This window comes from Bacillus clarus (assembly GCF_000746925.1).
In the GTDB taxonomy this organism is placed as follows: Bacteria; Bacillota; Bacilli; order Bacillales; family Bacillaceae_G; genus Bacillus_A; species Bacillus_A clarus.
The window spans coordinates 4,812,171-4,837,285 of sequence record NZ_JMQC01000008.1 but is presented as its reverse complement, the minus strand read 5'-3'; the positions used below and the strand labels follow the sequence as shown (position 1 = coordinate 4,837,285).

Below are 25,115 nucleotides of genomic sequence, written 5' to 3'. Positions count from 1 at the left end.
ACGCCTATTAGGGTAAACATACGGATAGCGTAGTTTCATAGTCAACATGTATTGTACTTATATATATTGGAGGGGTTAAAATGTCATTTTCACAGTTATTACGTAAGGAAGTAAATTCAATTTGGGAAGCGAGTTTCAATCATCCTTTTGTAAAAAAACTTGGAGAAGGAACATTAGATTTAGCAAGTTTTCGTTATTATGTACTACAAGATTCTTATTATTTAAGCCACTTTGCTAGAGTACAAACGCTAGGAGCAGCAAAAGCACTTGAATTAGAAACGACGGCTCGTATGGCACATCATGCACAAAATACATATGAGGCTGAATTATCATTACATGAGAATTTCGCGAAAAAATTAGGGATTACTGAAGAAGAGAAAGCGAATTTTATTCCTGCACCTACTGCATATGCATACACATCACATATGTATCGCGCTGCTTATGAAGGACATTTAGGAGATATTATCGCTGCAATATTACCTTGTTACTGGTTGTATTATGAAATTGGTGAACGTTTGAAAGAATGTCAACCAGAAGAACCGATTTATCAAGAGTGGATTTCTGCGTATGGATCCGATTGGTTCCGTACTTTAGTAGAAGAACAAATCGCACGATTAGATGCTATTGCTGAAACAGTAACAGAAGCTGATCGAAATCGTATGAAACAACATTTTGTATTTAGTAGTCAGTACGAATACTCATTTTGGGAAATGGCTTATACGTTAGAGAATTGGCCAGTAGATGAGAAAGCAGAAGACGTAGTTTTATAAAGAATAAGTCTATTTCTGGGAGGTATTACTCGTATTAAAAAGGAGTAATACCTCTTTGTTTTTTATAAATGATAGATTTAATAATTATCTTATATTGTTTAATTGTACAAGGGGTGTTCAAGATTATTGTTAATATTTATCGTAATATAATAAATATATTGTTAGGGAGTTGAAAATTACGACATGATTTAAGTGTTTAATATAAAAAATCTCCCTGTTATAGTTGAAGTTTTTCATGTAATAGGTTACATTTTTTAAGTTCGAACTGTTTAGTATTTTTCAAAAAAGGGGAGAGGCATTATGATGTCAAAAAGGAAATGGAAGAACTACATTTATATTTTTACTATTTTTATATTGTTTGGAACAGCAGTAATAGTAAAGCCATTTATTGCTCAAGCTGAGGAATCTGATACCAACATCACTTTATTAGGTACAGCAGATATTCACGGGAGATTTATGCCATGGGACTATGCGCTTGATGGCGCTAATATGAATGGGAGCTTAACGCAGCTTCATACGGTTATTAAGAAGGTTCGACAAGAAAATCCAAATACCATTTTATTAGATGCAGGGGATACAATTCAAGGAAACTCGGTAGAATTATTTAATGATCAGCCGCAGTCCCCGATGATGGTGGCGATGAATACGATGGGGTATGATGCTTGGGCATTTGGAAATCATGAATTCAACTTTGGGTTAGATATATTGAAAAAAGTGAGTAGCCAATATAAAGGGAAAATGTTGGCCGGAAATATTTACAAAGAAAATGGAGAGCGCTTTCTTCCCGCGTATACGATTGTTGAAAAAGATGGAATTAAAATTGGAATCGTTGGAATGAATACACCGATGATTAGTGAGTTTGAAAAAGGAACAGATCATTTGGCAGGTTTAGTGGTGAAAAATCCAGTAGAAGAGACGAGAAAGGCCATACAAGAATTGAAAGGTAAAGTAGATGCCATGGTAGGGGTTATGCATATGGGACTTGAAAATGAGAATGGTATTCCTGGAACTGGTGTCCAGGATATTGCGAACGCGTGCCCAGAGTTAAGTGCCATCTTTGCAGGTCATATGCATAAGCTTGTGAAAAAAGAAGTTGTAAACGGTGTCCTGATTACAGAACCAGATAAATATGGTACTCACATATCACGTATTGATCTTACATTTACAAAGCAAAACGGGAAAGTTGTATTAAAAGACAAAACAGCTACTGCAATCTCTGTGAAAAATGTTGATGGAACAACGGTATTATCAGATTCTGCACTAGAAACAACATTGACACCATTTCATGAATATGCGAGAAAAGATGCGAATGTTGTAGTAGCTCAATTAAAAGGTAAAAATCTTGTGCCAGAAAATGAAATAAAAGATATTCCAAGTGTGCAAGTTCAAGAGACTCCTTTATCAGATTTCTTCCATGAAGTTATGCTCTATTATAGTAAAGCAGATGTAGTGGCCCATCAGATTGATAATGATTATGCGCGTTTAGATATAGGTCCAATTAAAAAGAAAGATATTGCATATAATTATCAGTATGCCTTAGGAGAAATTACAGTATATAAAGTAACCGGAAAAGATTTGAAAGATTATATGGAATGGGCAGCAGGATACTTTAACTCGTCTCGTAACGGGGATGTAACTGTTAGTTTTGATAAAACACGCCGTGCTTCTAAATACAGTACAAATGATTTCTTTGGAGGTGTAAAATATGAAATTGATTTAACAAAACCATATGGAAGTAGAATTAAAAATTTACGTTCTATTCGTACAAATAAGCCAATTAAATTAAATGATGGAATGACTCTAGGAATGAATGCATATAGAATGGAAGCTTTGCAGGCGAAAGGGGGCGCTCTTGAGGGACGTAAGTTTGAGCAAGTTTGGTCATCTAAACAAGAGAATGCATTTGGTGAAACGGGTGGAACTATTCGTAACCTTGCTATTACATACTTAAAAGACGTAAAGAAAGGTGTATACACGCCCAAGATTATGCATAATTGGGAAATTACTGGAGTAGACACACATTCGTCAGAACATAAAGCTGTAGTTAATCTTGTAAATAAAGGTATTTTAGAAATTCCGAAAACAGAAGATGGAAAATATACTAATATCGCCTCTGTAAATACGAAGGAACCAATTACAAGAGAAGAAATAGTGTCGCTGTCTCAAAAAGCTAATATTGACCCAATACAGTTCAAACATATAAAAACAAAAGGGGATTTTTACAAAAAAATTGATAGACTTCTTAAAAGATAGTGATTAAATCTAATACTTACATTATAAAGGATCCATTTTGATTACCTTTTTTGAAATGGATTCTTTTGTTTATCTTCAAAATAGACTGTATGATATTTTTGCACAAAATTTATTTCCAAGTAATAAATCTTTAATTTATTTTCTTGAGAAACAACGAGTATCTATTTACCTTCAGAAAATTTTGTATATAATGTAAAGGAGAAAATAATTTAAATTATTAGGAGGTTAAGATGAAACCGAACAACATTTCACGCTCATTTATGCAAACGCTTTCGTTATTCATTCTAATTTTTACTACATTATTGTTATTTACACCTTTTTCTTCTAAAGGGTATGCTGCCACAAATGATAACAACGTAGAATGGAGTGGTCTATTTCATGATCAAGGTCCAATATATAATAGTGCATTGGAACCATCAGCAACTCAAAATGTAACTTTGAAGTTTCGTGTTTTTAAAGGAGATATTACTAGTGCAAATATTAAATATTATGATACTGTAGATGGATTATTTCATACAGTACCTATGTCTTGGATATCCAATGATACTACTAAAATATTTGACTATTGGGAAGGAACTATACCTGCGAGCGCTTCACGTAAGTACTATCGTTTTCAAATTAATGATGGCAATTCTACGATTTGGTACAATGCCAACGGTGCTTCCGCATCAGAACAATCAGCTGGAGATTTTTACATTATCCCGAATTTTAAAACGCCGGATTGGATGAAAAATGGTATAATGTATCAGATTTTTCCTGATCGTTTTTATAACGGAGATCACTCGAATGATGTGCAAACGAATGCATACACGTATAATGGAAAGCCAACTTTGAAAAAAGAATGGGGAAGTACTGTATATGCTGGTACTGGTTTTGACAATAATCTCGTATTTTTTGGTGGAGACCTTGCTGGTGTTAATCAAAAGCTTAGTTATATTAAACAAACACTAGGTGCGAACATTATTTATTTAAATCCTATTTTTAAAGCGCCAACTAATCATAAATACGATACACAAGATTATATGACTGTAGATCCTGCATTTGGAACGAATGAAAATTTAGCGACATTATCATCAAATATACATAGCTCATCTAATGGAGCGAAAGGTTACTTCATTTTGGATGGGGTATTTAATCATACTGGAGACAGTCATAAGTGGTTTGATAAATATAATGTCTCATCTGATTTAGGAGCTTTTGAATCTCAATCTAGCAAATGGTCTGCTTTTTATACTTTCCAATCTTGGCCAAATGCATACGCTAGTTTTTTAGGGTTTAATAGCTTACCTAAATTAAATTATGGGACTAGTGGTTCAGCTGTAAGGAATCAAATGTATAATAATAGCGATTCTGTCGCAAAAACGTACTTGAAATCACCATATAATATCGATGGGTGGCGATTAGATGCACCACAATATACCGATGCAAATGGAGGAAATGGCAGTAATGATGTCAATCATCAAATTTGGAGTGAATTTAGAAACGCAGTTAAGTCATTCAATTCTAATGTAGGAATACTTGGAGAATACTGGGGAAATGCAAATCCTTGGACAAGTCAAGGAAATCAATGGGACGGGGCAACTAATTTTGATGGATTTACACAACCTGTTTCTCAATGGATTACAGGGAAAGATTATAGTAATAATGTAGCAGCAATCTCTGTTTCTCAATTTGATAGTTGGTTAAAGGGGACTCGTGCTAACTATCCTACTAATGTTCAACAGACTATGAGCAATCATTTATCTAATCATGATATTTCTCGTTTTGGCGAAAGAGCTGGTGGGGATATTTGGAAGACGTATTTAGCATTAATTTTTCAAATGACGTATATTGGTACACCAACAATTTACTATGGAGATGAATACGGCATGATGGGCGGTGCAGATCCTGACAATCGAAGAACATTTGACTGGTCTCAAGTAGAGCCTTCTAATAGCGCTATATCTTTAACACAAAAACTCATTAGCATTCGTAATCAATATCCTGCACTAAGAACAGGGTCGTTTATGAAATTGCAAGTAGATGATGTGAATAAAGTTTATTCTTTTGGCCGTTTTGATACCACAAATAGAATTGCTGTTGTATTAAATAATGACTCTAAAAAACATACTGTGACAGTTCCTGTTTGGCAATTAAGTATGGAAGATGGTAGTACAGTTACAGATATACTGACGAATAGTAGCTATACAGTGGAAAATGGTACAGTTACAGTAATAGTTGATGGGCATTATGGAGCCATTTTAGCTCAATAAATAAAGCAATGGATGAATAAAATAGGTTTTAAAAAGAGTGCAAATAACGTACTAGATATTACTATAAAAGCAGGCAGCTTCTTTTAGGGAGATGCCTGCTTTTATGATGTTGGTCCAGCGAATTATTTAATTAAATACATACAGGTTTGTTATAACTAGAATAGTTAATAGGAACACGTAGTTTTCAGATGGATTATAGGTTAGAAATTTGGTCAGTTGCTTCATCAATAATACTGGCGTTGTGTCGGCGAATCTCTTTTTATTGTGTATTTTTTCTGTGAAGTTTTTGTAAATTACAAATACATTATATGTGCATTTATTGTATGATTGTCGTGTATTATATTTGCTTTTGTAAGGAGGGGATACTGCATGATAAACGAATGTAAAAGTACGTAGTGTAAGTTTGCCTGTATCTCTATTTAAATGTTTTAAATAAATTGCTAAGTTTAAATAAACGGAAAATAAGTTTTGTAGTACTTGATTTTTATTTAATTAGATTACGCTATATTTTTAAAGGAAAACAGCTGTAGTTTCTAGTTTTATGTATTTTCAATATAAACGAAAAGAGAGGAAGTACTCACATTATGGAAAAATTACAATTACTAGCATTTAAAAATGTTATAGAACCACTTATGAATGAGAGACTATCCTATGTTCATTTTCCTGCTGAATGGTTCGATATTATAGAGATACATTATAAAACATACGTATTAATAAACAAATTAAAGCGTCTTAATGATAGATTGTATGATATGTTTTCAGATATATTGTTTATTCGAAATAATCCATTTATTTTAACGGAAAATACACCTTGGATTGTATCGAAAGAACCTCTTAAACGAGAACAATTAGACTATATTTGCCGTAGTTGGTACGCTATTATACATGATTGGAAGCCAACTGAATTGCCTCAAGAAATAGAGTTAGAATGGGGATGGGATTTAGTTTCTAACTTGTTACCATTACATGATAAAAAATCATTTTCTAAATGGGTCCCAGCTTTAATTGCACACATCTTCTGTGAACATCCGTTACATATATCCATTCCAAATAGCTATAAGGAAGAATTATCTTTTTATCCACTCCGCTCAAAAAATATTTGTGAAGCTATGTCAGAGCCAATTAAACAAAAAGAAACTCAAGAGTATTTTTCTTACGTATATCGATTTGAAATTATAACCCGTGGAACTGAAAATATTCCATTATTAAAAGTTTCACTTGGGATTAGGCGTTTTTATCAAAAGTCTAATCGTGAAAATCTTTCTATTCTTTTAAAACGGAAAAAGGGGACGTTACTTGTCGCGATTAGAGAACCATTTACAAGTATTGAAGAGACGAATTTTGTTAAATTAAAAATTGAAAGTGGACAAATGGGTATTAGATGGGCTAGAGAGTATAGAAAATTACGAGATGTTTTCATAGTAAGGGGAGATTTAGAATTAGGTCACATCATCCGACATTCGAAGAGATATATTGAGGGAAAGGATATACGAGTACTTCTTGCATATAATGAAAATACATTTCAAGTTCAAGGTACTAAAATAAAGCTTGGCATAAGTTCAAGGGAAAAAGAAATTCTTTTTCAAGAATTCCGGCAAATTTTCCCGTGTTTTAAGTTGCTTTCAAAGTGTGAAAAATTACAAACAAATAGTAACAATCATTTATTACCTTTATATGCACCAAAAGGGTTAGAAGAGATTACATTAGAAGTATGGTCAAACGGTCTAGCGATAGAAATCGAAAGAATATTATTTGAGAGTAAAATTATAGTAGGAAAAAGGGAGGATACCTCTTATGTGTTAAATACTACTTCTCCAGTTATATTGAAAATAGTGAAACGTAGTGTTAGGGAAATTATAGAAAATCCATACAAGATGGAGTTTTGTCATAAATATAAGGAACGATGTGTTCAGAAAGTCGTTGAAGGTGTACAAGCTATAGCTGATCATGCAAATGAAACAATCTTATCTATCATTATAATGGAGAAGTGTGACGGACGTGAAAAGATTGATCCGAAACAAGTAATTCGTGAGGGATTTGCACGAACGAAGCGTATTTCAACATTTATTGAGTTATTAGCCGACAAAGGTGTAGACTGTGAACAGGTTCTCGCTGCGGTGCTTAGTTTATTAGAACAGAGAGGGTTTCTTACACAGAATTGGAATAAGATAAATCTACCAGGAATATTTGTGAGTTTGTCAATTGAAAAAATGGCCACAAATCAATTTCTTCCTGTTTTTTCAAAAATAAACGAGAAAGAAATTTTATACAAATTATATAATCGTAAGGAATGGAAAAAGATTGATCATACATTATTAAATGTAGATAATTATGACGTTTTTTTACCGCAACCTTCTCAAAGAAATGACAAAAGAACTGATTTTGATAAATTTGTGAGAGAAGAATTATTACAGATTGCAAGAGAAGCACAAGAGAAGAATGTCCCAATTTATTTTATTATCGATGCAAGTGTTGGAGAATATTGGGTGAAGGGCTTACAAAAAAATCAAATCGATTTAAACGTTTTCCCTGAACTAGAGCCTGCTCTTAAATCACTCCCTAATTTCAAGATAATTAGAATTAATAAATTACATGACATCCCGAATTATATTTTTAACCAAAAGGATTACCATAATAAGAATCATTCTGGATTGTTTTTAGATCCACAAGGAATGTATTATAGCGCGGATACAAATTTATTAAAATCTACTGCATTATTACAACAGAATATACTTGAAATCATTATTTTAGGAGCACAAAAAGAAGAGAGAGACGATATTGCTAGAATGGTGCACTATATGTGTAAAATGAGTATGAGGCTTGAAAAATCTAATCTCACTCCATATTCGATGCAAATGATAAAATTAATAAAAACTTACATTACAGATTTTGAATTGCGTGAGTACAAAGATAGTGAAGATGAATTAGATGAAGATATAATGACAGTTGAAAGTGAAAAGACAATAGTTTTTGTATAAGGGTATAATGAGTCAAATGACAAATTTCACTTATTTATAAATAGCGAGATTTGTCATTTCTTTATGTAAATGTGTCTATTTATTGTCATGTATCGCTCTGTTTTCTTGTTTACTTTTATATATGTACGGGAGTAAGATATCTTTTAGGAATATCGCTATGCAATTAAATGTAAGGATAAATGTAGAAAATCACACATTTATTTTATTGAAATGAAAACTGAAAGGAATGAGGAATTGTGAAGAAACTTGATGTACTTTTAATGGTGCTCAGCGGCCTCTTCCCAGTTGCGGGGATTATGAAACAAACCCCTCTAGAATTATCATTGTTTATCGGAGGGTTATTATTTTTCACTAGTTTTGGTAGCTATTTTGCGAAAAAGATGTATTCGCGTATATGTAGTTGGATTGCTTATGCATCTTTTACAACATTATTGTTAGTAATCTGGAATCAATACGTTACAACAAGTTCGGTAATAGCGAATGTGAAAATTGCAGCATGTGTTGCTTTGATTCCGTGTGTATTTCGATTCCGTACATATGGGCTAACAGTGGGATTACTCTCATTATGGGGAGCTTTATTATGGGATATAAAACAAATTCAGTCGCTAGCCGTTCTTGAACGAATCATGAATATAATGACGACACAACGTTTTTATCTTCTCCTATTAATAGGAGGAATGATACTTGGTGGATTACTCGCAATGGCACTACATCGTAAAGATAGTAATGAAAAACAAGAAAATACGAATCTATTTAAACAAAAAAAGAAACGTATCAAGCCGACATTTAAAATTCGTATTCCAAGATTGCCAAAATTTAAAGTGAAGAGGGTTAAATTTGGCAGGAAACCATCAAAACAAAAAGCACCAGAAACGTATGAACGAAATTATGTTGAACAAGAGCAGGTGCATCATAAGCTGCAGCCTGAGCAACACCATCATGAAGTAGAAATAGTGCAAGGACAAACGAGAATGGAACGCCGGAGAAATAGGAACGCATAAGTAGAACATACAAACCCTTAATGATGTATTGTACAAACGATAGATTATTAAGGGTTTTTTATATGTAATTTATCTGTACTTTGAACAAAAAATAGATTGCTAGCGGAGGGATAAAAATGTTTATCACCACCACCATCTCAGTATGTATTTTATTCTGTATTAGCCTTTTACACGTATACTGGGCATTTGGAGGAAAGTGGGGGACAAATGCCGTTATTCCAACTGAATCTGGAGTGAAGACGTTTACACCCCATGCTGGAATGACGTTATTGATTGCGCTTCTGTTAAGTATGGCTGCGGTACTTTTGTTATTACAAACAAATATCATTTCTATATCCGTTCCTAATGTCATTATTCAAATAGGTTATTGGATTTGTATGTCCGTTTTTGCCATGAGAGTCATAGGTGAGTTTAACTATTTTGGTATTTTCAAACGAAAAAAGGGTACGTATTTTGCTAAAATGGATACGGTTTTATATATCCCTCTTTGTGCTTTTTTATCCCTCTCATTTTTATTAGCCAATACTTAATAAAATATATAGACTACTTTGCATTATATGATACACTATAATTTACGTTATTTTAGAAACGAATAGAGGGATATATATGGTAGATAAAATCGAGAAAGTTGTTCATGATATGTATGAAGATGAAGCAAAACATTTACTGCAAAGTATTCTTATACAATTAGATTTATTGGAAGAAAACTATAGCGAGGATACAATTAAATATTTAATGAGTATCCCTAAGCAATTAACGAGTCATACGCCTAAAAAGAATATAACTGAAAGCACACACATTCATATTGCTTTTGATGATTCAACAGCAGGATGCCTAAAATATATGTTAAATCAAGAGGGCCTATCTGAAGAGAATGTTGTTTCATTTTCAGAATTCTTTTCAATTGGTCCCATCCATCAATTACATAAGAATGAAGGCTCACTAAATAGACAACAATGGTTATCTACAAACTTAACATCTTATGATTTTTATTTTGAAGAAGAATACTTGCCGAGCTTTATGGAAACTTTAGAAAAACTACATTCTATTCCTGCTGAAACTCCTATTACAATTTGGAGGGCAGATAACGCTCATGAGCATGTAGGTCTTTGTTTTGTAATTACGCAATTAAAAGATAAGAAAAATATTCGTGTTATGAATACATCTGAAACGAGTAGAGAACTATTAAACAGAGATTATGACATACGTGGCACAGGAGAATTAGCACCAGAAAGTTTAGCGGTTATCCAAAAAAGTTTTATAGAATTACCATATTTAACTAAAGAGAACAGAGTAAGTCTTGAGAATGAATGGAATAATTTATCAAATAGTACAGAGTTTTTAAGAATTTGGAAAGATAATGATGTTCATTCAGTAGAAGAAGACTATTTTGATCAATCCATTATTGATTGCGCGAAAAAAATTGGAGCGGACGAAAATTTCTATACAGCACCAAGAGTAATTGGGGAAGCGCTTGGTCATATAGAACAATTAGTTGGAGATACTTTCCTCGAATATCGCTTAAAGGAATTAATTAAACAAGAAGTTTTTGAAATGCAGGGATCTTTAAAAGAAATGCGCTTTTACAGTGTAAGGCTGAAAAATTAAGAAGTACATTAGTTTACAGAATAAAGCTTGTATTTTTGCTAGCAAAAATACAAGCTTTATTTATTTTAAGGATTTGGGCTATACATAAGCTTCCGATCGGTGTGACATCACGTATTAATGTTAAAGGTAATGAATGGAAAGAAGGTGATTTTTTTAATGTATAATCAACAAAACTATCCATATGATCAAACGATGTATTATAATCCGCAAAATTATGGATATGAGCCTGCAGGCGAAGATAGAGATGTTGAACAAGAAGATTATAGACCAGATGATGCGGAAGATGCTCCAACATCACCACCCCCCTCACAAGCTCCGTCCTTGCCATCAACATTTGCTGCTCCTGCACCAGCAGGTAATATGAAGTCATGGATGTGCAACTGTTTAGGAAGATGGGGATATTTAAGGTTACATCGTCCAGGACCTTTCGGAAGAGATTTATGGTTCTTTCCGACAGAAGTAAGAAGAAGCGGGGTATCGGGATACACTTGGCAAGGTGGTCGTCGTCGTAAAGTGAGTTATCGATATCAGCAAATAAGTAATTTTATGTGCTTTGCTTAAAAGGAAGTAAGAGAGCAGAATCTTTCTGCTCTCTTACTTTTTATTTTTCAATATGTAAAGTAAAATTTGTATTAAAAATTTGTAATTTCCTCATTTTTATCAACGTATAATTCATATGTTGGATTGGTTTCTATAAACAATTGAGAGTGAGGGAATGCAATGTCTATAAAAAACAAGGTTGGTCGAAAAATAGAAGATGGTATGGATTTAGCTTCTGCCGAATTTAAAGAAGATGCTTATGAAATTTATAAAGAATCAAGAAAAGCGCAACCTATTTTATTTGTTTATAAAGGGGAACTCGGTACAGAATGGCTCATTACAAGATATGAAGATGCCCTGCCACTTTTAAAAGATAATCGTTTAAAAAAGGATCCAGTAAATGTATTTTCTCAAGACAATATGCAATTATTTCTTTCTGTAGAAAATAGTGATCATTTAACAACTCATATGTTAAATTCAGATCCACCTAATCATGGTCGGTTACGATCACTTGTCCAAAAAGCATTTACACCAAAGATGATTTCACAGTTAGAGGGAAGAATTCAGCGCATTGCCGATACTTTATTAGATAATGTCCAGCAGAAAGGCTCTCTAAATCTTGTGAATGATTATGCGTTCCCTCTACCAATTAATGTGATTAGTGAAATGCTTGGTATTCCAAAGGAAGATCAAGAGAAATTTAGAATTTGGTCTCATGCGGTAATTGATTCACCTGAGACGCCAGAAGAAATAAAGGCTACGGAAATGAAGTTATCTGAATTCATTACATATCTACAGTATTTAGTCGATGTAAAACGAAAAGAATCGAAAGATGATTTAGTCAGTGCTTTAATACAAGCAGAAAGTGAAGGACATAAACTTAGTGCACGAGAGCTGTATTCAATGATTATGTTACTTATTGTAGCCGGACATGAAACGACTGTGAATTTAATTGCAAATACAGTATTAGCGCTACTTGAACATCCAGATCAACTACAATTGTTAAAAGAAAAGCCAAACCTAATTGATTCAGCAATTGAGGAAGGGTTACGTTATTACTCTCCAGTCGAAGTGACAACAGCAAGATGGGCAGCTGAACCTTTTGAAATTCACGATCAAAAGATTCAAAAAGGAGATATGGTTATTATTTCACTCGCTTCTGCGAACAGAGATGAGAATGTTTTTGAGAATCCGGAAGAATTTAATATTACGAGAGAAAATAACCGCCATATTGCCTTTGGACATGGCAGTCATTTCTGTTTAGGAGCGCCACTTGCTAGGTTAGAAGCAAAGATTGCAATTTCTACTTTGTTAAAGCGTATGCCTACACTTCAAATAAAAGGTGGTCGTGAAAAAATTAAATGGCAAGGTAATTATTTAATGCGTTCTTTAGAGGAATTACCATTAACCTTCTAGAATAGTTATTTGGAGACATGCATACATTGAAAATGACTGACATAGAGTATGTATGTGCGATTTAAATTTGAAACGGAAGGGTGAAAACATCCCAATGATCAACTAATTCTATTTTTAAGAGATCTTCGTTAAAAAAACGAAATATTCTTCTGAATAGGATTAGTATGTACATTTTTATATAAAAGGGATGTATTTCGCGTTGCGAATATATAGTCTTTTCATATAGTTTGTGCTGCCTCCTGTTCAGAATGTGGAATAGGGGGATTTTTATGTCAACAAATGTAGAAATGAAACAAAATAGTGGTGTATCACAAGTATTAAAAAATCGATTTGTGCAAGGAATTCTTGCGTCAGCACTATTTTTACAAATCGGAATATGGGTACGGAATTTTGCAGTGTTACTTTATGTGATGGAAATGACAAAAGGTGATGCATTTGCTATTTCAATGATTTCCGTTGCTGAATTTGCGCCAATCTTTATTTTTTCATTTATTGGTGGGACTTTTGCAGATAGGTGGAAACCGAAGAGGACGATGATATGGTGTGAAACTTTAAGTGCTTTATCAGTGTTTGTGGTATTAATTACTCTTATGTTTGGTACGTGGAAAGTAGTGTTTTTTGTGACTCTCATTTCGGCTATTCTTTCACAGTTTTCACAACCATCTGGAATGAAATTATTTAAACAACATTTATCAACAGAGCAAATTCAGTTAGCGATGTCAATATATCAAACGATTTTTGCAATATTTATGGTACTAGGACCAATCCTTGGTACATTTGTATTTCAAAGCTTCGGCATTTATATTTCTATTATTGCAACTGGCATTTTCTTTTTACTTGCAGCGATCGTATTATTATTCCTTCCAAAGGATATTGAGAACGAAGTAGAAAAGAAAGAAATTAGTTTATTCCAAGAAATGATAGATGGAATTAAATATGTGAAGGCGAAAAAGGCGTTAACATTACTAGGACTTTGTTTTATGGCAGCGGGACTCGGGATAGGTTTGATTCAACCACTTGGAATCTTTATCGTGACAGAACAATTAGAATTATCGAAGGAAAGCTTACAGTGGTTGTTAACTGTAAATGGTGCAGGTATGATTGTCGGCGGAGCGTTAGCAATGGTATTCGCAAAAAATGTTGCACCGCAAAAGATGCTAATTGTAGGGATGCTTGGTCAGGCTATCGGTATTGGTGTTATAGGCCTCTCTACAAATTTATGGATGACACTTATTGCTCAATTTTTTAGTGGTTTAGCGCTTCCTTGTATTCAAATTGGAATTAATACGCTTATTATTCAAAACAGTGACACGGATTTTATTGGTCGAGTAAATGGGATTTTAAGTCCATTATTTACAGGTTCTATGGTAGTAACAATGAGTATATCAGGTTCACTGAAAGAATTGTTTTCACTTAGCACGATGTATGAAGGAACAGCTTTACTATTTATTATCGGATTATTATTTATTTTGCCGATATATAATTTGAAGCCCATCATAGCAGTTGAAAATGAAATAAAGAACGAAAGTGGTGCTATTCAACAGGAATCCTAGCCTAAATATGAAATATCCAATTTAAGGGGATAGCAGTGTCCATTTCAGAAAAAATACAACACAAAGAGTATCATACCTCCCCAAATTGTTAATGATAAAAGAACAAGGAGGTGTGATACTATGGCACAAGATGTTTTATGTGAAGTAAACAACTGTAAATTCTGGGGTAACGGAAATAAATGTAATGCGGATGCTATTTATGTAGTAAGTCATAAAGGTAACCACGCATCTACAACAGAAGAAACGGATTGCAAAACTTTCGTACCGGAAGTATAAATTACTAAGGGGTAACCATATGGTGGTTGCCCTTTTATTAATTATAGTATTGATAATAAATCTCATTTTCATTCAGTCTTTTTAACTTTTCTTGTCATTATTTATATTTTTTTCATGAGATTTATGATCCAATTTAGTTCATGTTCAATACGTGATTTACTAAACTCAATAACTTCTGTAATAAAAGATGAGACACCTTCGAGTGATTGGATAGCGATAAGTTGTTTTTGAAGCATGTCTTGGCGTATCGTTAAAATTTCTTTTCTAGCTTCGTAATCAAGTTTTTCGAATAACGCGACACGTACAAGAAATTCAGTATTGTTGGTTGCGATCTTTTCAGGGAAATCTCTCAGCATCTCATAAAATATTTCTTCTCCTGTGCCTGTTATTTCATATATATTTCTGTTAGGTTTTCCGACTTGTTGATGAATCTTTTTCGTTATAGCCCCCATATCTTCAAAGCGCCGAAGGGCAGGATAAAGCATGTTATGGTTTAATTCAAAATTTTCTCCTAGACGATTTTGGATATTTTTCTTAATTTCGTAGCCGTGTTTTGGTCCCGTCGTTAATTCAGCAAGTAATAAAATATCAACATACATATAAATCCCCCTCTAATATTTTCTCAAGTTTTGTTTTGAACATATATGTTAAAATAACATATGTTAGTCTATACATCTTTGTAAAGCCGACCTACTACTTTTATTGTAAAAGAAAAGGGAGGAAAGAACTATGGATTCACCGGAAAATGTGATTTTAGTTCACGAAATTTCAAAGTTAAAAAAGAAAGAAGAGTTATGGAATCCGTATGTGTGGTATGAGCATATGAGAGAGAATCACCCTGTTTATTATGACCAAGAACAAGATGTATGGAATGTTTTTTTATATGATGATGTAAACCGTGTCTTATCAGATTATCACTTATTCTCAAGTAGAAGAGAGCGTAGACAATTTTCAGTTCCCCCTTTAGAAACAAGGGTGAATTTAAATTCTTCAGATCCACCAGAGCATCGTAACGTACGTTCCATTGTTTCTAAAGCTTTTACTCCAAGAAGCTTACAGCAATGGAAACCTCGAATACAAGCGATTGCAAATGAACTTGTACAACATATGGAAAATTGTAGTGAAGTTGATATTGTAGAACAGTTTGCTGCCCCTTTACCTGTAACCGTTATATCTGATTTATTAGGAGTCCCGACAACTGATCGAAAACAAATTAAAGATTGGTCTGATATTTTATTTATGCCATATAACAAAGAAAAATTTAACGATTTGGATAAGAAAAAAGGAGTCGCTTTAAATGAATTTAAAGCGTATCTTCTGCCAATCGTTCAAGAAAAACGGTACAACTTAACAGATGATATCATTTCCGATTTAATTCGAGCTGAGTATGAAGGGGAAAGGTTATCCGATGAAGAAATCGTGACTTTTTCATTAGGATTGTTAGCTGCTGGAAATGAAACAACGACAAATTTAATTATTAATAGTTTTTATTGTTTCTTAGTCGATGCACCAGGAACGTATGAAGAGCTAAGAGAACAGCCAGAGTTAATACCAAAAGCGATAGAAGAAGTATTACGTTATCGCTTTCCAGTTACATTAGCCCGGAGGATTACAGAAGATACAAACATATTTGGAACTGAAATGAAAAAAAATCAAATGATTGTTACGTGGGTAAGTGCAGCGAATTTGGATGAGGCGAAGTTCTCACAAGCTTCTACATTTAATTTGCATCGCATGGGGAATGAAAAGCATTTAACATTTGGAAAAGGTCCACATTTTTGTTTAGGAGCACCACTTGCACGTTTAGAAGCTGAAATAGCGTTAACTACATTTATAAAGAAATTTAAAAAAATCGAAATGCCCCCAGTTTTTCAATTAGAAAATTGTATACTGGAAAATGAGCAAACATTAAAGCATTTACCAATCCTTTTGAAAAAATAAATAAAATGGTTAAACAAGGTGCTATATTTTACACCTTGTTTTTTGTTTCTCAATTGTAAGTGTTCTTGTTCTTTCATACGATGGAAGTGTATGGAAGATAGAGTGGAGGAGGATGTATATGTTAACATGCAACGGAAGTGAAACCTTTCAAAAGTTTATAAAAAATGTAACAACGATAATGGATAGTAAGTTATATGAAGAACAAATCGTTTGTAGTATTGAAAAGCTGTTGGAAGAGCTTTTAGAGAAAAAGACATGGCTCCCGTTAGAAAAACAAGCAGCAAACACTTCTCAATATGCACGCCACTTATTGTATCAAGATCCATTAGGACGCTTTGAAGTGCTCGCCCTCGTTTGGAACGATGGACAGGCAACACCTTTGCATGATCACGATGGTACGTGGGGAGTAGAAGGTGTCTTCTCAGGAAGAATACGAGTACAAAATTTTTTACAAACAAAACACTTAGGAAATTCTCTTGTTCATTTAAAACATACAAATAATCTTTATTTAGGAGAAGGAGAAACAGATAAAGTAATTCCTCCGGCAGATTGTCATATCCTTGAAATAGAAAGAAATGAAGGCGTTGTCACGATTCATGTTTACGGGAAGAAATTAGAAAAATTTAAAGTTTTTATACCGACTGAAGAAAATAACGTATATATGTATGAGACGAAGTACATTAACTATAGTTCATTATAAACACTTTTAAGTATATTTTTAGTACTAATCATATTTAATATGGAAAATAGACAGAATAAAAACGGGAAATGAATATATAGTTTTTTATATGTAAATAGATAAAACAAGCGCTATTTTTTGAAGAGAAAGTGAAAAAGATAGCGCTATTATATGTCATGCGCATTTTTTTCGAAATATTTCTTGACCTGAAACGCTTTTCATAAATTATAACTAAGAGGTGCTTCACGAGTTAAATATGAGAACGATACCTTTTAGTATATATATTTTCTCGTGTATTTTTGGAAAGTGGTGAAGAAACAATGAAATTAATCGCAATTGATTTAGATGGAACTCTTCTTTCAGGGAATAAAGTGATTAGTAAAGAGAATGCAGAAGCAATTCGAAAGTGCCAAGAAGCTGGGCATATAGTAGCGATTTGTACGGGGCGTTCTATCGTTGATATTGAGCGACTTTTATTAGAAGTAAATTTAGAATGTCCAATTATTGCAGAGAATGGTGCGCTTATTTATAAAGATCAACAAATGATGAAGAGATATCCGATTCAAAATATGCAAGCGCTTGAGATTGTAGAATATCTTGAAGAGAACGGTTTGTATTATCAACTTTATACAGATAAAGGCGTATATGTTCCCGATTATGGAGTGGAAAGTGTGCGTAGTGAAATTGAGAATGTGAAGAAGTCGAAGGCGAATGTTGATTTACAAGAGCTAGAAACGATCGCGGCATTATATCTTGAGCATACAGCATTTCATAGCGCAGCAAGTTGTAAACCAATTGTAGAAACAGATTTACATGTGCATAAACTTTTACCATTCTCTTATGATATAGAGAAATTAAAAAAATTAAAAGAAAAATTTCAGTATAATACAGATTTAGCAATTACATCTTCATATTGGCATAACTTAGAGATTAACCATCGGGATGCTCAAAAAGGGAATGGCCTATATACTTTATCAGAGCATCTTAACATTCCATTCGAAAATACTGTAGCGATTGGCGATGGGTTAAATGATGTTTCAATGATGGAAAAAGCAAATATGTCGATTGCAATGGGAAATGCAGTAGATAAAATAAAAGAAATGTGCCAGTATGAGACGTTATCAAACGAAGAACATGGTGTTGCCCATGCTTTATATACGTATATTATGGTATAAAAAATAAAAAAGAATCCAAATTGGATTCTTTTTTACTTTTTATTAGGGGTAAGGTATTCTATGAGATTCATAGAAGCCTTATTACATTTAATTTTATAGAATATATTGGAATAAATGTTTATATTTTTCATATTCTTTGTGAATATTTCGTGAATTTTAAAATTTACAACTCATTGAACTTCTTGTGTTATGCATGATTTTATCTGATTTTTAATTAAAAAATGAAATTTGTTTGAATAATTATGCTTCCACTATATACCCGTATGGACATTATCCGTATAATGGAGAAGTATGAATTTTAAACTGGTATTAAATTTACATATAGAGGTGAAAAAAGAATGAATGCTCGGCTAATGGAACTCATTGATGTGAATACAATAGAAACCATGGCAGAACAATTTTATAAATTGACAAATATATCACATCAACTTCTTGATGCTGAAAAAGAATGCATGTTTTCATTCGGGATGAATCAAGAAAAAAATAGTAAACTTCCAAAGATTGAAGTTCCTCTTTTCTTAAATGATCAATATTTTGGTTCTTTTATTGCACGGCCTAGGAAAGAGGAAATCTTCAACTGTCAAAAATACTTCGAAATGCTTTCAAACCTTATTGTAGATACGGCTATAGATAAACTTCAAAATAAAAATAAACATTTACTTTCTCAAAAAGAAGAAGAATTACATATGATTTTACAAAATATGCCTGTAATGGTGGATGCTTTAGATTATAATGGGGATTTTGTTTTGTGGAATCGTGAATGTGAAATTGTAACAGGGTACAAGGCAAAAGAAATTATCGGAAATCCGAAGGCGCTTCAATTATTATATCCTGACGATACATATCGTCACCAAATACAAGAGAAATTTTCAATGCGTGGAAAGAACTTTAGAGATTGGGAAATGAATTTAACATGTAAAAATGGCGAGAAAAAAACGATTATGTGGTCAAATATATCAGAACAGTTTCCTGTATCGGGGTTTAGCTATTGGGCTGTCGGTGTTGATATTACACATTTAAAAACAATAGAAGAACAATTAAAGCAACGAACTTCAGAATTAGAACTTATTTTTAAAGCTTTACCTGATTTATGTTTTTTAACAGAAGATGATGGAACAATTATAGACTACAAAGCCGGATCTCCCGCAAAATTTTATGTGCCTGCAGAATCTTTCATGGGGAAAAAGTTTTATGAGGTGTTACCTTCACCAGTAGCGCAGCAATTTCGCGAAGCAATTCATCAAATGAGGCAAAAAGATTCGAATGTAATCGTAGAATATCCGCTTAAAATTAAAGGCAGTATTAGTTTCTTTGAAGCAAGGTGCTTGCCATTGTTACAAGATAAAATTATGATAATTGTTCGTGATATTACAGAACGGAAAAAGACAGAAGAATTACTAAATAAATCGGATACACTTGCAGCAATTGGACAATTAGCAGCTGGAGTAGCTCATGAAGTTAGAAATCCTTTAACAGTAATAAAAGGGTTTATTCAGTTGTTTCAAATCAATCAAGAAAATCAAGAAAAATATTTTGACCTAATGCTTTCAGAGATTGAAAGAATCGAAGCAATTCTTCATGAATTTTTATCGATTGCCAAAACGGATGATATTCCTACTGAAAAGAAAAATCTTTATCTTATATTTAAAAATGTCGTCTCATTACTAAATACGAAAGCAATTATGACGAATATCCAAATTGAATTGCTTGCAGATTCAAAAGAGATAATAATTGAATGCTGTGAAAATCAGTTAAAACAAGTATTTATTAATATTTTGCAAAATTCAATAGAAGCGATGCCAAATGGCGGGAAAATTTCAATTCATATTAAAGAAACAGAGGGCGAAGGGATTATTATAGACGTAGTAGATGAAGGAATAGGGATTCCGGAAGAAAGAATTAAAAGACTGGGGGAACCTTTTTATAGCACAAAAGAAAAAGGGACTGGCATAGGATTAATGTTAAGCTATAAAATTGTTGAGAGCCATCAAGGCCGGATTGGTATTATGAGTGAAGTTGGTGTTGGGACTTCTGTAACAATTCATTTACCAAAATTTCAGAGTGAACAAATTGCTTCTAAAAATGAGGATAGATTTGTAACGATTCGCTCGATAGCTAGTTCATAGTGACTTTCTCATTTAGACTGTATGTATAAGGAACTTGTTTATAGATAAGGGCTTAGTTTAAAGACTAGGTCCTTTTTCTATTTGACAAAAGTTTTTACCTTTTTTTGTATAAACTTTACCTTTTCTTTACCTTTGCTTAAATTTCTATTAAGTTTTAAACACTATATTTATATTTGTGCAATGTAGCCTACGTTAGAGTCGAAAAGTGTTTAGGGGTTGATTGGGGTACACTGAAGGTACTTTACCTTTTTAGGTCGATGATAATAGGTCATTGTATGGTGTAATTTATTGTGATGTAAGGAGGAGATTATGACAAGGTGAAAAAGCAAAAAAAGAAGAGTAATAGAGCAGTTCCAATCAGGTTAAATATTTTATTTTTCTGTGTGTTTTTATTGTTTTCGGCCATTATAGTGCAGCTTGGAAAAGTACAAATTGTTGATGGGGAAACTTATAAAAATGAAGTAGAGAAAAAAGAAAATGCAACGGTTAGTCTTTCAGTACCGAGAGGGAAAATTTTTGATCGTGAAGGTAAACCAGTTGTAGATAATAAATCTTTACGTACTATTACATATACGAAGGTGAAAGGGATAAAGTCAGAAGACATGTTAAAAATTGCAAGGCAACTTGCAGAAATAATTGAGATGCCGCAAGAGGATATAGATAAGCTAACTGAAACAGATAAAAAGGATTTTTGGATGCAATTGAATCCGGAAATTGCAAAAGAGTTAGTCTCTAAACAAGAAATAGAAAAGTTTAGAGAAAAAGATATTACGGGGAAAGAACTAGATAAAAAAACGGAAGAGTTAAAGCGAAAACGTGTGACGGATAAAAACCTTCAAGAATTAACATCACAAGATTTAGAAGTGTTAGCTATTAAAAGTAAAATGACTTCAGGTTACCAAATGGCCCCTCAAATTATAAAAAAAGATGTAACTGAAAAAGAATATACTGTTATAAGTGAGAATCTTGCTAATCTTCCAGGTGTAGATGCATCGGTTGATTGGGAACGTTTTTATGCAAATGACGGCTTATTCCGTTCTGTTCTCGGAAGTGTCACAAGTGCTGATGAAGGATTACCACGTGAACGTTTAGATTATTATTTAGTACGTAATTATAATCGAAATGATCGCGTTGGGAAAAGTTATATCGAACAGCAATATGAAGATGTGCTTCATGGTACAAAGAAAGAAGTAAGAAACCTTGCTGATAAAGAAGGAAATACAATTAAGACAGAAACGGTTTCTGAAGGGAAAAGTGGAAAGAATTTAACTTTGACCATAGATATGGAATTACAGAAAAAAGTAGAGGAAATTATTGAAAAAAACTTAAAAGCATATAAAGGTTCAGAGCCTCTTTTAGATCGTGCCTTCGTCGTTATGATGAATCCGAAAAATGGCCAAGTTTTATCGATGGCAGGAAAAAAATTAGTTGAAAAAGATGGGAAGACGGAAGTGGAGGATTATGCTTTAGGAACAATGACCAGTTCGTATGAGCTAGGATCTACTGTAAAAGGTGCGACATTATTAACAGGATACCAGACAGAGGCTATAACACCAGGCACATACTTTTATGATGCACCTATGAAATTTAAAGGAACTAGAGAAAAGAAATCTTGGCAGTCATTTGGAAATATTGACGACTTAAGAGCTTTACAAGTTTCTTCTAACGTATATATGTTTAATACAGCATTAAAACTCGCAGGAGTGGATTATGTAAGAAATAGTTCACTAGATATTAAGCAAGAGTACTTTGATAAAATGCGATATTATTTCAGGCAATTTGGTTTAGGTGTTCCGACAGGAATTGATTTACCGAATGAAACAGCTGGACAAATTGGTAGAAAAGATAATCAACCAGGTTTCTTATTAGATTTTTCGATTGGACAGTATGATACATATACGCCACTTCAGCTTGCACAATATGTTTCGACAATTGCAAATGGTGGGTATCGTATGAAACCACAAATTATTCAAGAGATTAGAGAGCAGACTACACAAAAAGACGAAATTGGTAAAGTGGTGCAATCGATAGAACCTGTCATATTAAATAAAATAGACATGAAAGAAGAGTATATTAATAGGGTAAAAGAAGGTTTTAGAAGGGTATTCCAAGAGGGCGATGGAACAGGGGTGAAAACGTTCCAAAAGGCACCGTATAAACCAGCTGGCAAAACAGGAACAGCACAGACTGTATATGGTGGAGATAATAACATAGGAAGAAATGCTAAAGGTGAACGTATAGAGTGTTATAATTTAACCTTAGCAGGATATGCACCATATGATAATCCGGAAGTAGCATTTTCTGTTGTAGTTCCATGGGTTCACAATGATAAGGTTGGAATTAACTCTGCAATCGGAAAAGATATTTTAGATGAATACTTTAATTTAAAAAAACAACGAGTAACTGGTGAATCTGAAAAAGAAAGTCAATCAAAAGAAAACGAATAAACATATAAATGCCTCTAGGAATTATATTTTCTAGAGGTGTTTTTAATAAATGGATTCACTAGAAATGAGGTATGAATGAAACAGTATATACGTAAACATTGGGGAAAGTTAAGTAGCTTTGCTTTAACTATAGTATCGATTGGTTTATTAAGTAAATCTTTCATATTTTGTATGGTGGAAGGGATATCGATGCAACCAACTTTAAATGAGAAGGATCGGATATTAGTTAATAAGGCTAGCGCATATCTTTCTTCTTTTCATCGGAGGGAAGTAATCATTATTAAAAAAGTAAATGAGCCTACATATTATGTGAAAAGGATTATTGGCTTGCCTGGTGATAAAATCAAACTGGAAAATGATACAGTTTATGTAAACGGGGAAAAACAAGATGAATCATACATACAGCTAGATTTATTACAGAAGGAGAATCGTTTTTCAAACTTTACAGAAATAAAAATTCCACCGAACAAGTTGTTCGTATTAGGAGACAACCGTAATCATAGTAAAGATAGTAGAAATTCACTTGGATTTATCGATAAATCGAATATTATAGGGAAAGTAGAAATAGTATATTACCCTTTTAAGCAAGTAAAGCGTATAAGATAATCTAGATTTTTAACCATAAAATATAGATTATGTCGGAAGAATTCTATTATTTAAACACCTTTTTAGAAGAAATGCATATATTGATAGCATAGGACGAGTCAAATGGCTTTATCCTAACTCAACACTCCTTATCACGGCTGGGCATCTACTTTTGTAGATGCCTTTTTTGTACTTTAGGTTGATAAATCATTTATCAGCCTAAAGTATTAAGGACATTAGGTCTTTTGGAGGAAAATTGACTATAGAAATAACACTAAACTAAGGAAAAGAAAATGAAATTAAAGGAGTGAAGGATGGATGTTGAATATTTTAATGGTTAATTTTCCGGCAGAGGGACATGTGAATCCAACCTTGAGTATTGTAAAAGCATTTACTGAACGAGGAGATGAAGTACATTATATTACTACTGAAAGTTTTAAGGAAAGGCTTGAAGGAGTAGGTGCTACTGTTCATATTCATCCTGATTTATTAAAAGAAATCTCGATTGATACAGATACCTCATCTGGGTTGAATGCTTTTTTTAATGTTCATATCCAAACTTCATTATATATATTAGAAATTACAAAGCGGATATCAAAAAGCATAAATTTTGATTTCGTATTTTATGATATATTTGGTGCTGGAGAATTAGTAAAGGAATATTTAAAAGTTCCAGGTGTAGTTTCATCACCTATATTTTTAATTCCAGATGAACTTTTAAAAATTATGCCTTTTAGTCCAGATACAGAAGTGCCATTTTATCCGGATGAACCTGCTGAAATATTACTTAATCAAATGGAGGAAAGATTTGGAGTTTCACCAAAAAGTAATCTTCAATTTATGAATAATACGGGTGATATATGTATTGTGTATACAAGTCGTTATTTCCAGGCTAATGGTAACTCATTCGGGGAAAATAATCTTTTTATTGGGCCGAGTTTTCTAAAAAGGAAAACAAGTGGAGATTTTCCAATTGATATGTTAAAGGATACAAAGGTTATTTACATTTCTATGGGAACGCTTCTGGATCAAGTTGAACAATTTTTTAATACTTGTATTGATGCTTTCTCAAATTTTGAAGGCATAGTTGTTATTGCAGTAGGAGACAGGACAGACATTTCTAAAATTAAGCCAGCACCAGATAACTTCATAATAGCTCCTTATGTACCTCAACTAGATGTACTAAATGAAGCAGATGTTTTTATTACACATGGTGGAATGAACAGTGTACACGATGCAATCCATTATAATGTTCCATTTGTTGTAATACCTCATGATAAAGATCAGCCAATGATAGCACAAAGGTTAACTGAGCTTGAAGCAGCCTATAGATTGTTAAAAGGGGATGTTAATGTACAGTCTTTAAAAGAAGCAGTACATGAAGTTCTTTCAAATGTAAAATATAAAGAAGGTATACGAAAAATTAATGATAGCTTTTTAGATTGTGGTGGTCCAGAAAAAGCGATTGATGCCATTTATTCACTGTTGAATAAATAGTTCAGATAAATACGTTAT

General features: G+C 33.0%; 19 protein-coding genes. 18 read left to right on the top strand and 1 reads right to left on the bottom strand.

Features of this window, described 5'->3' with window-relative positions:
- Positions 1 to 80 precede the first annotated feature (80 nt).
- The 11 genes from tenA (at position 81) to DJ93_RS25605 (ending at position 14,647) form a co-directional block, all read left to right on the top strand.
- The gene (gene tenA / locus DJ93_RS25655; protein ID WP_042983872.1) at positions 81 to 770 is read left to right on the top strand and encodes a thiaminase II; all 690 of its coding nucleotides are present in this window, start codon (positions 81 to 83) and stop codon (positions 768 to 770) included.
- A gap of 303 nt (positions 771 to 1,073) precedes the next feature.
- Positions 1,074 to 3,023, top strand: a complete 1,950-nt coding sequence (locus DJ93_RS25650) for a bifunctional metallophosphatase/5'-nucleotidase (protein ID WP_042984380.1) — start codon at positions 1,074 to 1,076, stop codon at positions 3,021 to 3,023.
- A gap of 230 nt (positions 3,024 to 3,253) precedes the next feature.
- The gene (locus DJ93_RS25645) at positions 3,254 to 5,275 is read left to right on the top strand and encodes a glycoside hydrolase family 13 protein (protein ID WP_042983871.1); all 2,022 of its coding nucleotides are present in this window, start codon (positions 3,254 to 3,256) and stop codon (positions 5,273 to 5,275) included.
- Between the two features lie 584 nt (positions 5,276 to 5,859).
- Positions 5,860 to 8,253 carry a pPIWI_RE module domain-containing protein gene (locus DJ93_RS25640; protein WP_042983870.1) on the top strand — a complete coding sequence of 798 codons (2,394 nt, stop codon included), beginning with the start codon at positions 5,860 to 5,862 and terminating at the stop codon, positions 8,251 to 8,253.
- Between the two features lie 236 nt (positions 8,254 to 8,489).
- Positions 8,490 to 9,254 carry a DUF3959 family protein gene (locus DJ93_RS25635; RefSeq protein WP_042983869.1) on the top strand — a complete coding sequence of 255 codons (765 nt, stop codon included), beginning with the start codon at positions 8,490 to 8,492 and terminating at the stop codon, positions 9,252 to 9,254.
- A gap of 116 nt (positions 9,255 to 9,370) precedes the next feature.
- Positions 9,371 to 9,784: a DUF3995 domain-containing protein gene (locus tag DJ93_RS25630; RefSeq protein WP_042983868.1), complete on the top strand. Its 414-nt coding sequence runs from the start codon at positions 9,371 to 9,373 to the stop codon at positions 9,782 to 9,784.
- 76 nt (positions 9,785 to 9,860) lie between these two features.
- Positions 9,861 to 10,862, top strand: coding sequence for a DUF1835 domain-containing protein (locus DJ93_RS25625; protein WP_042983867.1), 1,002 nt, complete (start codon positions 9,861 to 9,863; stop codon positions 10,860 to 10,862).
- Between the two features lie 156 nt (positions 10,863 to 11,018).
- Complete coding sequence (locus DJ93_RS25620; RefSeq protein ID WP_042983866.1) at positions 11,019 to 11,423, top strand: hypothetical protein; 405 nt, start codon at positions 11,019 to 11,021, stop codon at positions 11,421 to 11,423.
- Between the two features lie 159 nt (positions 11,424 to 11,582).
- Positions 11,583 to 12,818 (top strand): cytochrome P450 family protein, encoded by a 1,236-nt coding sequence (locus tag DJ93_RS25615; protein WP_042983865.1) that lies wholly within the window; start codon positions 11,583 to 11,585, stop codon positions 12,816 to 12,818.
- Between the two features lie 269 nt (positions 12,819 to 13,087).
- Positions 13,088 to 14,371 carry an MFS transporter gene (locus tag DJ93_RS25610; RefSeq protein WP_042983864.1) on the top strand — a complete coding sequence of 428 codons (1,284 nt, stop codon included), beginning with the start codon at positions 13,088 to 13,090 and terminating at the stop codon, positions 14,369 to 14,371.
- 120 nt (positions 14,372 to 14,491) lie between these two features.
- Positions 14,492 to 14,647: a DUF1540 domain-containing protein gene (locus tag DJ93_RS25605; protein WP_042983863.1), complete on the top strand. Its 156-nt coding sequence runs from the start codon at positions 14,492 to 14,494 to the stop codon at positions 14,645 to 14,647.
- 101 nt (positions 14,648 to 14,748) lie between these two features.
- On the opposite strand, the gene DJ93_RS25600 is transcribed toward DJ93_RS25605, so the two are convergent.
- The gene (locus tag DJ93_RS25600; RefSeq protein WP_042983862.1) at positions 14,749 to 15,246 is read right to left on the bottom strand and encodes a PadR family transcriptional regulator; all 498 of its coding nucleotides are present in this window, start codon (positions 15,244 to 15,246) and stop codon (positions 14,749 to 14,751) included.
- 130 nt (positions 15,247 to 15,376) lie between these two features.
- Here DJ93_RS25600 and DJ93_RS25595 point away from each other — a divergent pair, with 130 nt between their 5' ends.
- The 7 genes from DJ93_RS25595 to DJ93_RS25565 all read left to right on the top strand — a co-directional run bounded on the left by DJ93_RS25595 (position 15,377) and on the right by DJ93_RS25565 (position 25,097).
- A complete protein-coding gene (locus DJ93_RS25595; RefSeq protein ID WP_042983861.1) occupies positions 15,377 to 16,588 on the top strand; it encodes a cytochrome P450 in 1,212 nt (403 codons plus the stop codon).
- Between the two features lie 118 nt (positions 16,589 to 16,706).
- Positions 16,707 to 17,288 carry a cysteine dioxygenase family protein gene (locus DJ93_RS25590; RefSeq protein ID WP_042983860.1) on the top strand — a complete coding sequence of 194 codons (582 nt, stop codon included), beginning with the start codon at positions 16,707 to 16,709 and terminating at the stop codon, positions 17,286 to 17,288.
- Positions 17,289 to 17,587: 299 nt separating this feature from the next.
- The gene (locus tag DJ93_RS25585) at positions 17,588 to 18,442 is read left to right on the top strand and encodes a Cof-type HAD-IIB family hydrolase (RefSeq protein ID WP_042983859.1); all 855 of its coding nucleotides are present in this window, start codon (positions 17,588 to 17,590) and stop codon (positions 18,440 to 18,442) included.
- 338 nt (positions 18,443 to 18,780) lie between these two features.
- On the top strand, positions 18,781 to 20,568 hold the full coding sequence (locus DJ93_RS25580; protein WP_042983858.1) for a PAS domain-containing sensor histidine kinase: 1,788 nt from the start codon (positions 18,781 to 18,783) through the stop codon (positions 20,566 to 20,568).
- 317 nt (positions 20,569 to 20,885) lie between these two features.
- The gene (locus tag DJ93_RS25575; protein ID WP_042983857.1) at positions 20,886 to 23,015 is read left to right on the top strand and encodes a peptidoglycan D,D-transpeptidase FtsI family protein; all 2,130 of its coding nucleotides are present in this window, start codon (positions 20,886 to 20,888) and stop codon (positions 23,013 to 23,015) included.
- 75 nt (positions 23,016 to 23,090) lie between these two features.
- Entirely contained in the window at positions 23,091 to 23,621 is a 531-nt protein-coding gene (gene lepB / locus DJ93_RS25570; protein WP_042983856.1) for a signal peptidase I, read from the top strand.
- 297 nt (positions 23,622 to 23,918) lie between these two features.
- On the top strand, positions 23,919 to 25,097 hold the full coding sequence (locus DJ93_RS25565; RefSeq protein ID WP_042983855.1) for a macrolide family glycosyltransferase: 1,179 nt from the start codon (positions 23,919 to 23,921) through the stop codon (positions 25,095 to 25,097).
- The last annotated feature ends 18 nt before the right edge of the window (positions 25,098 to 25,115 follow it).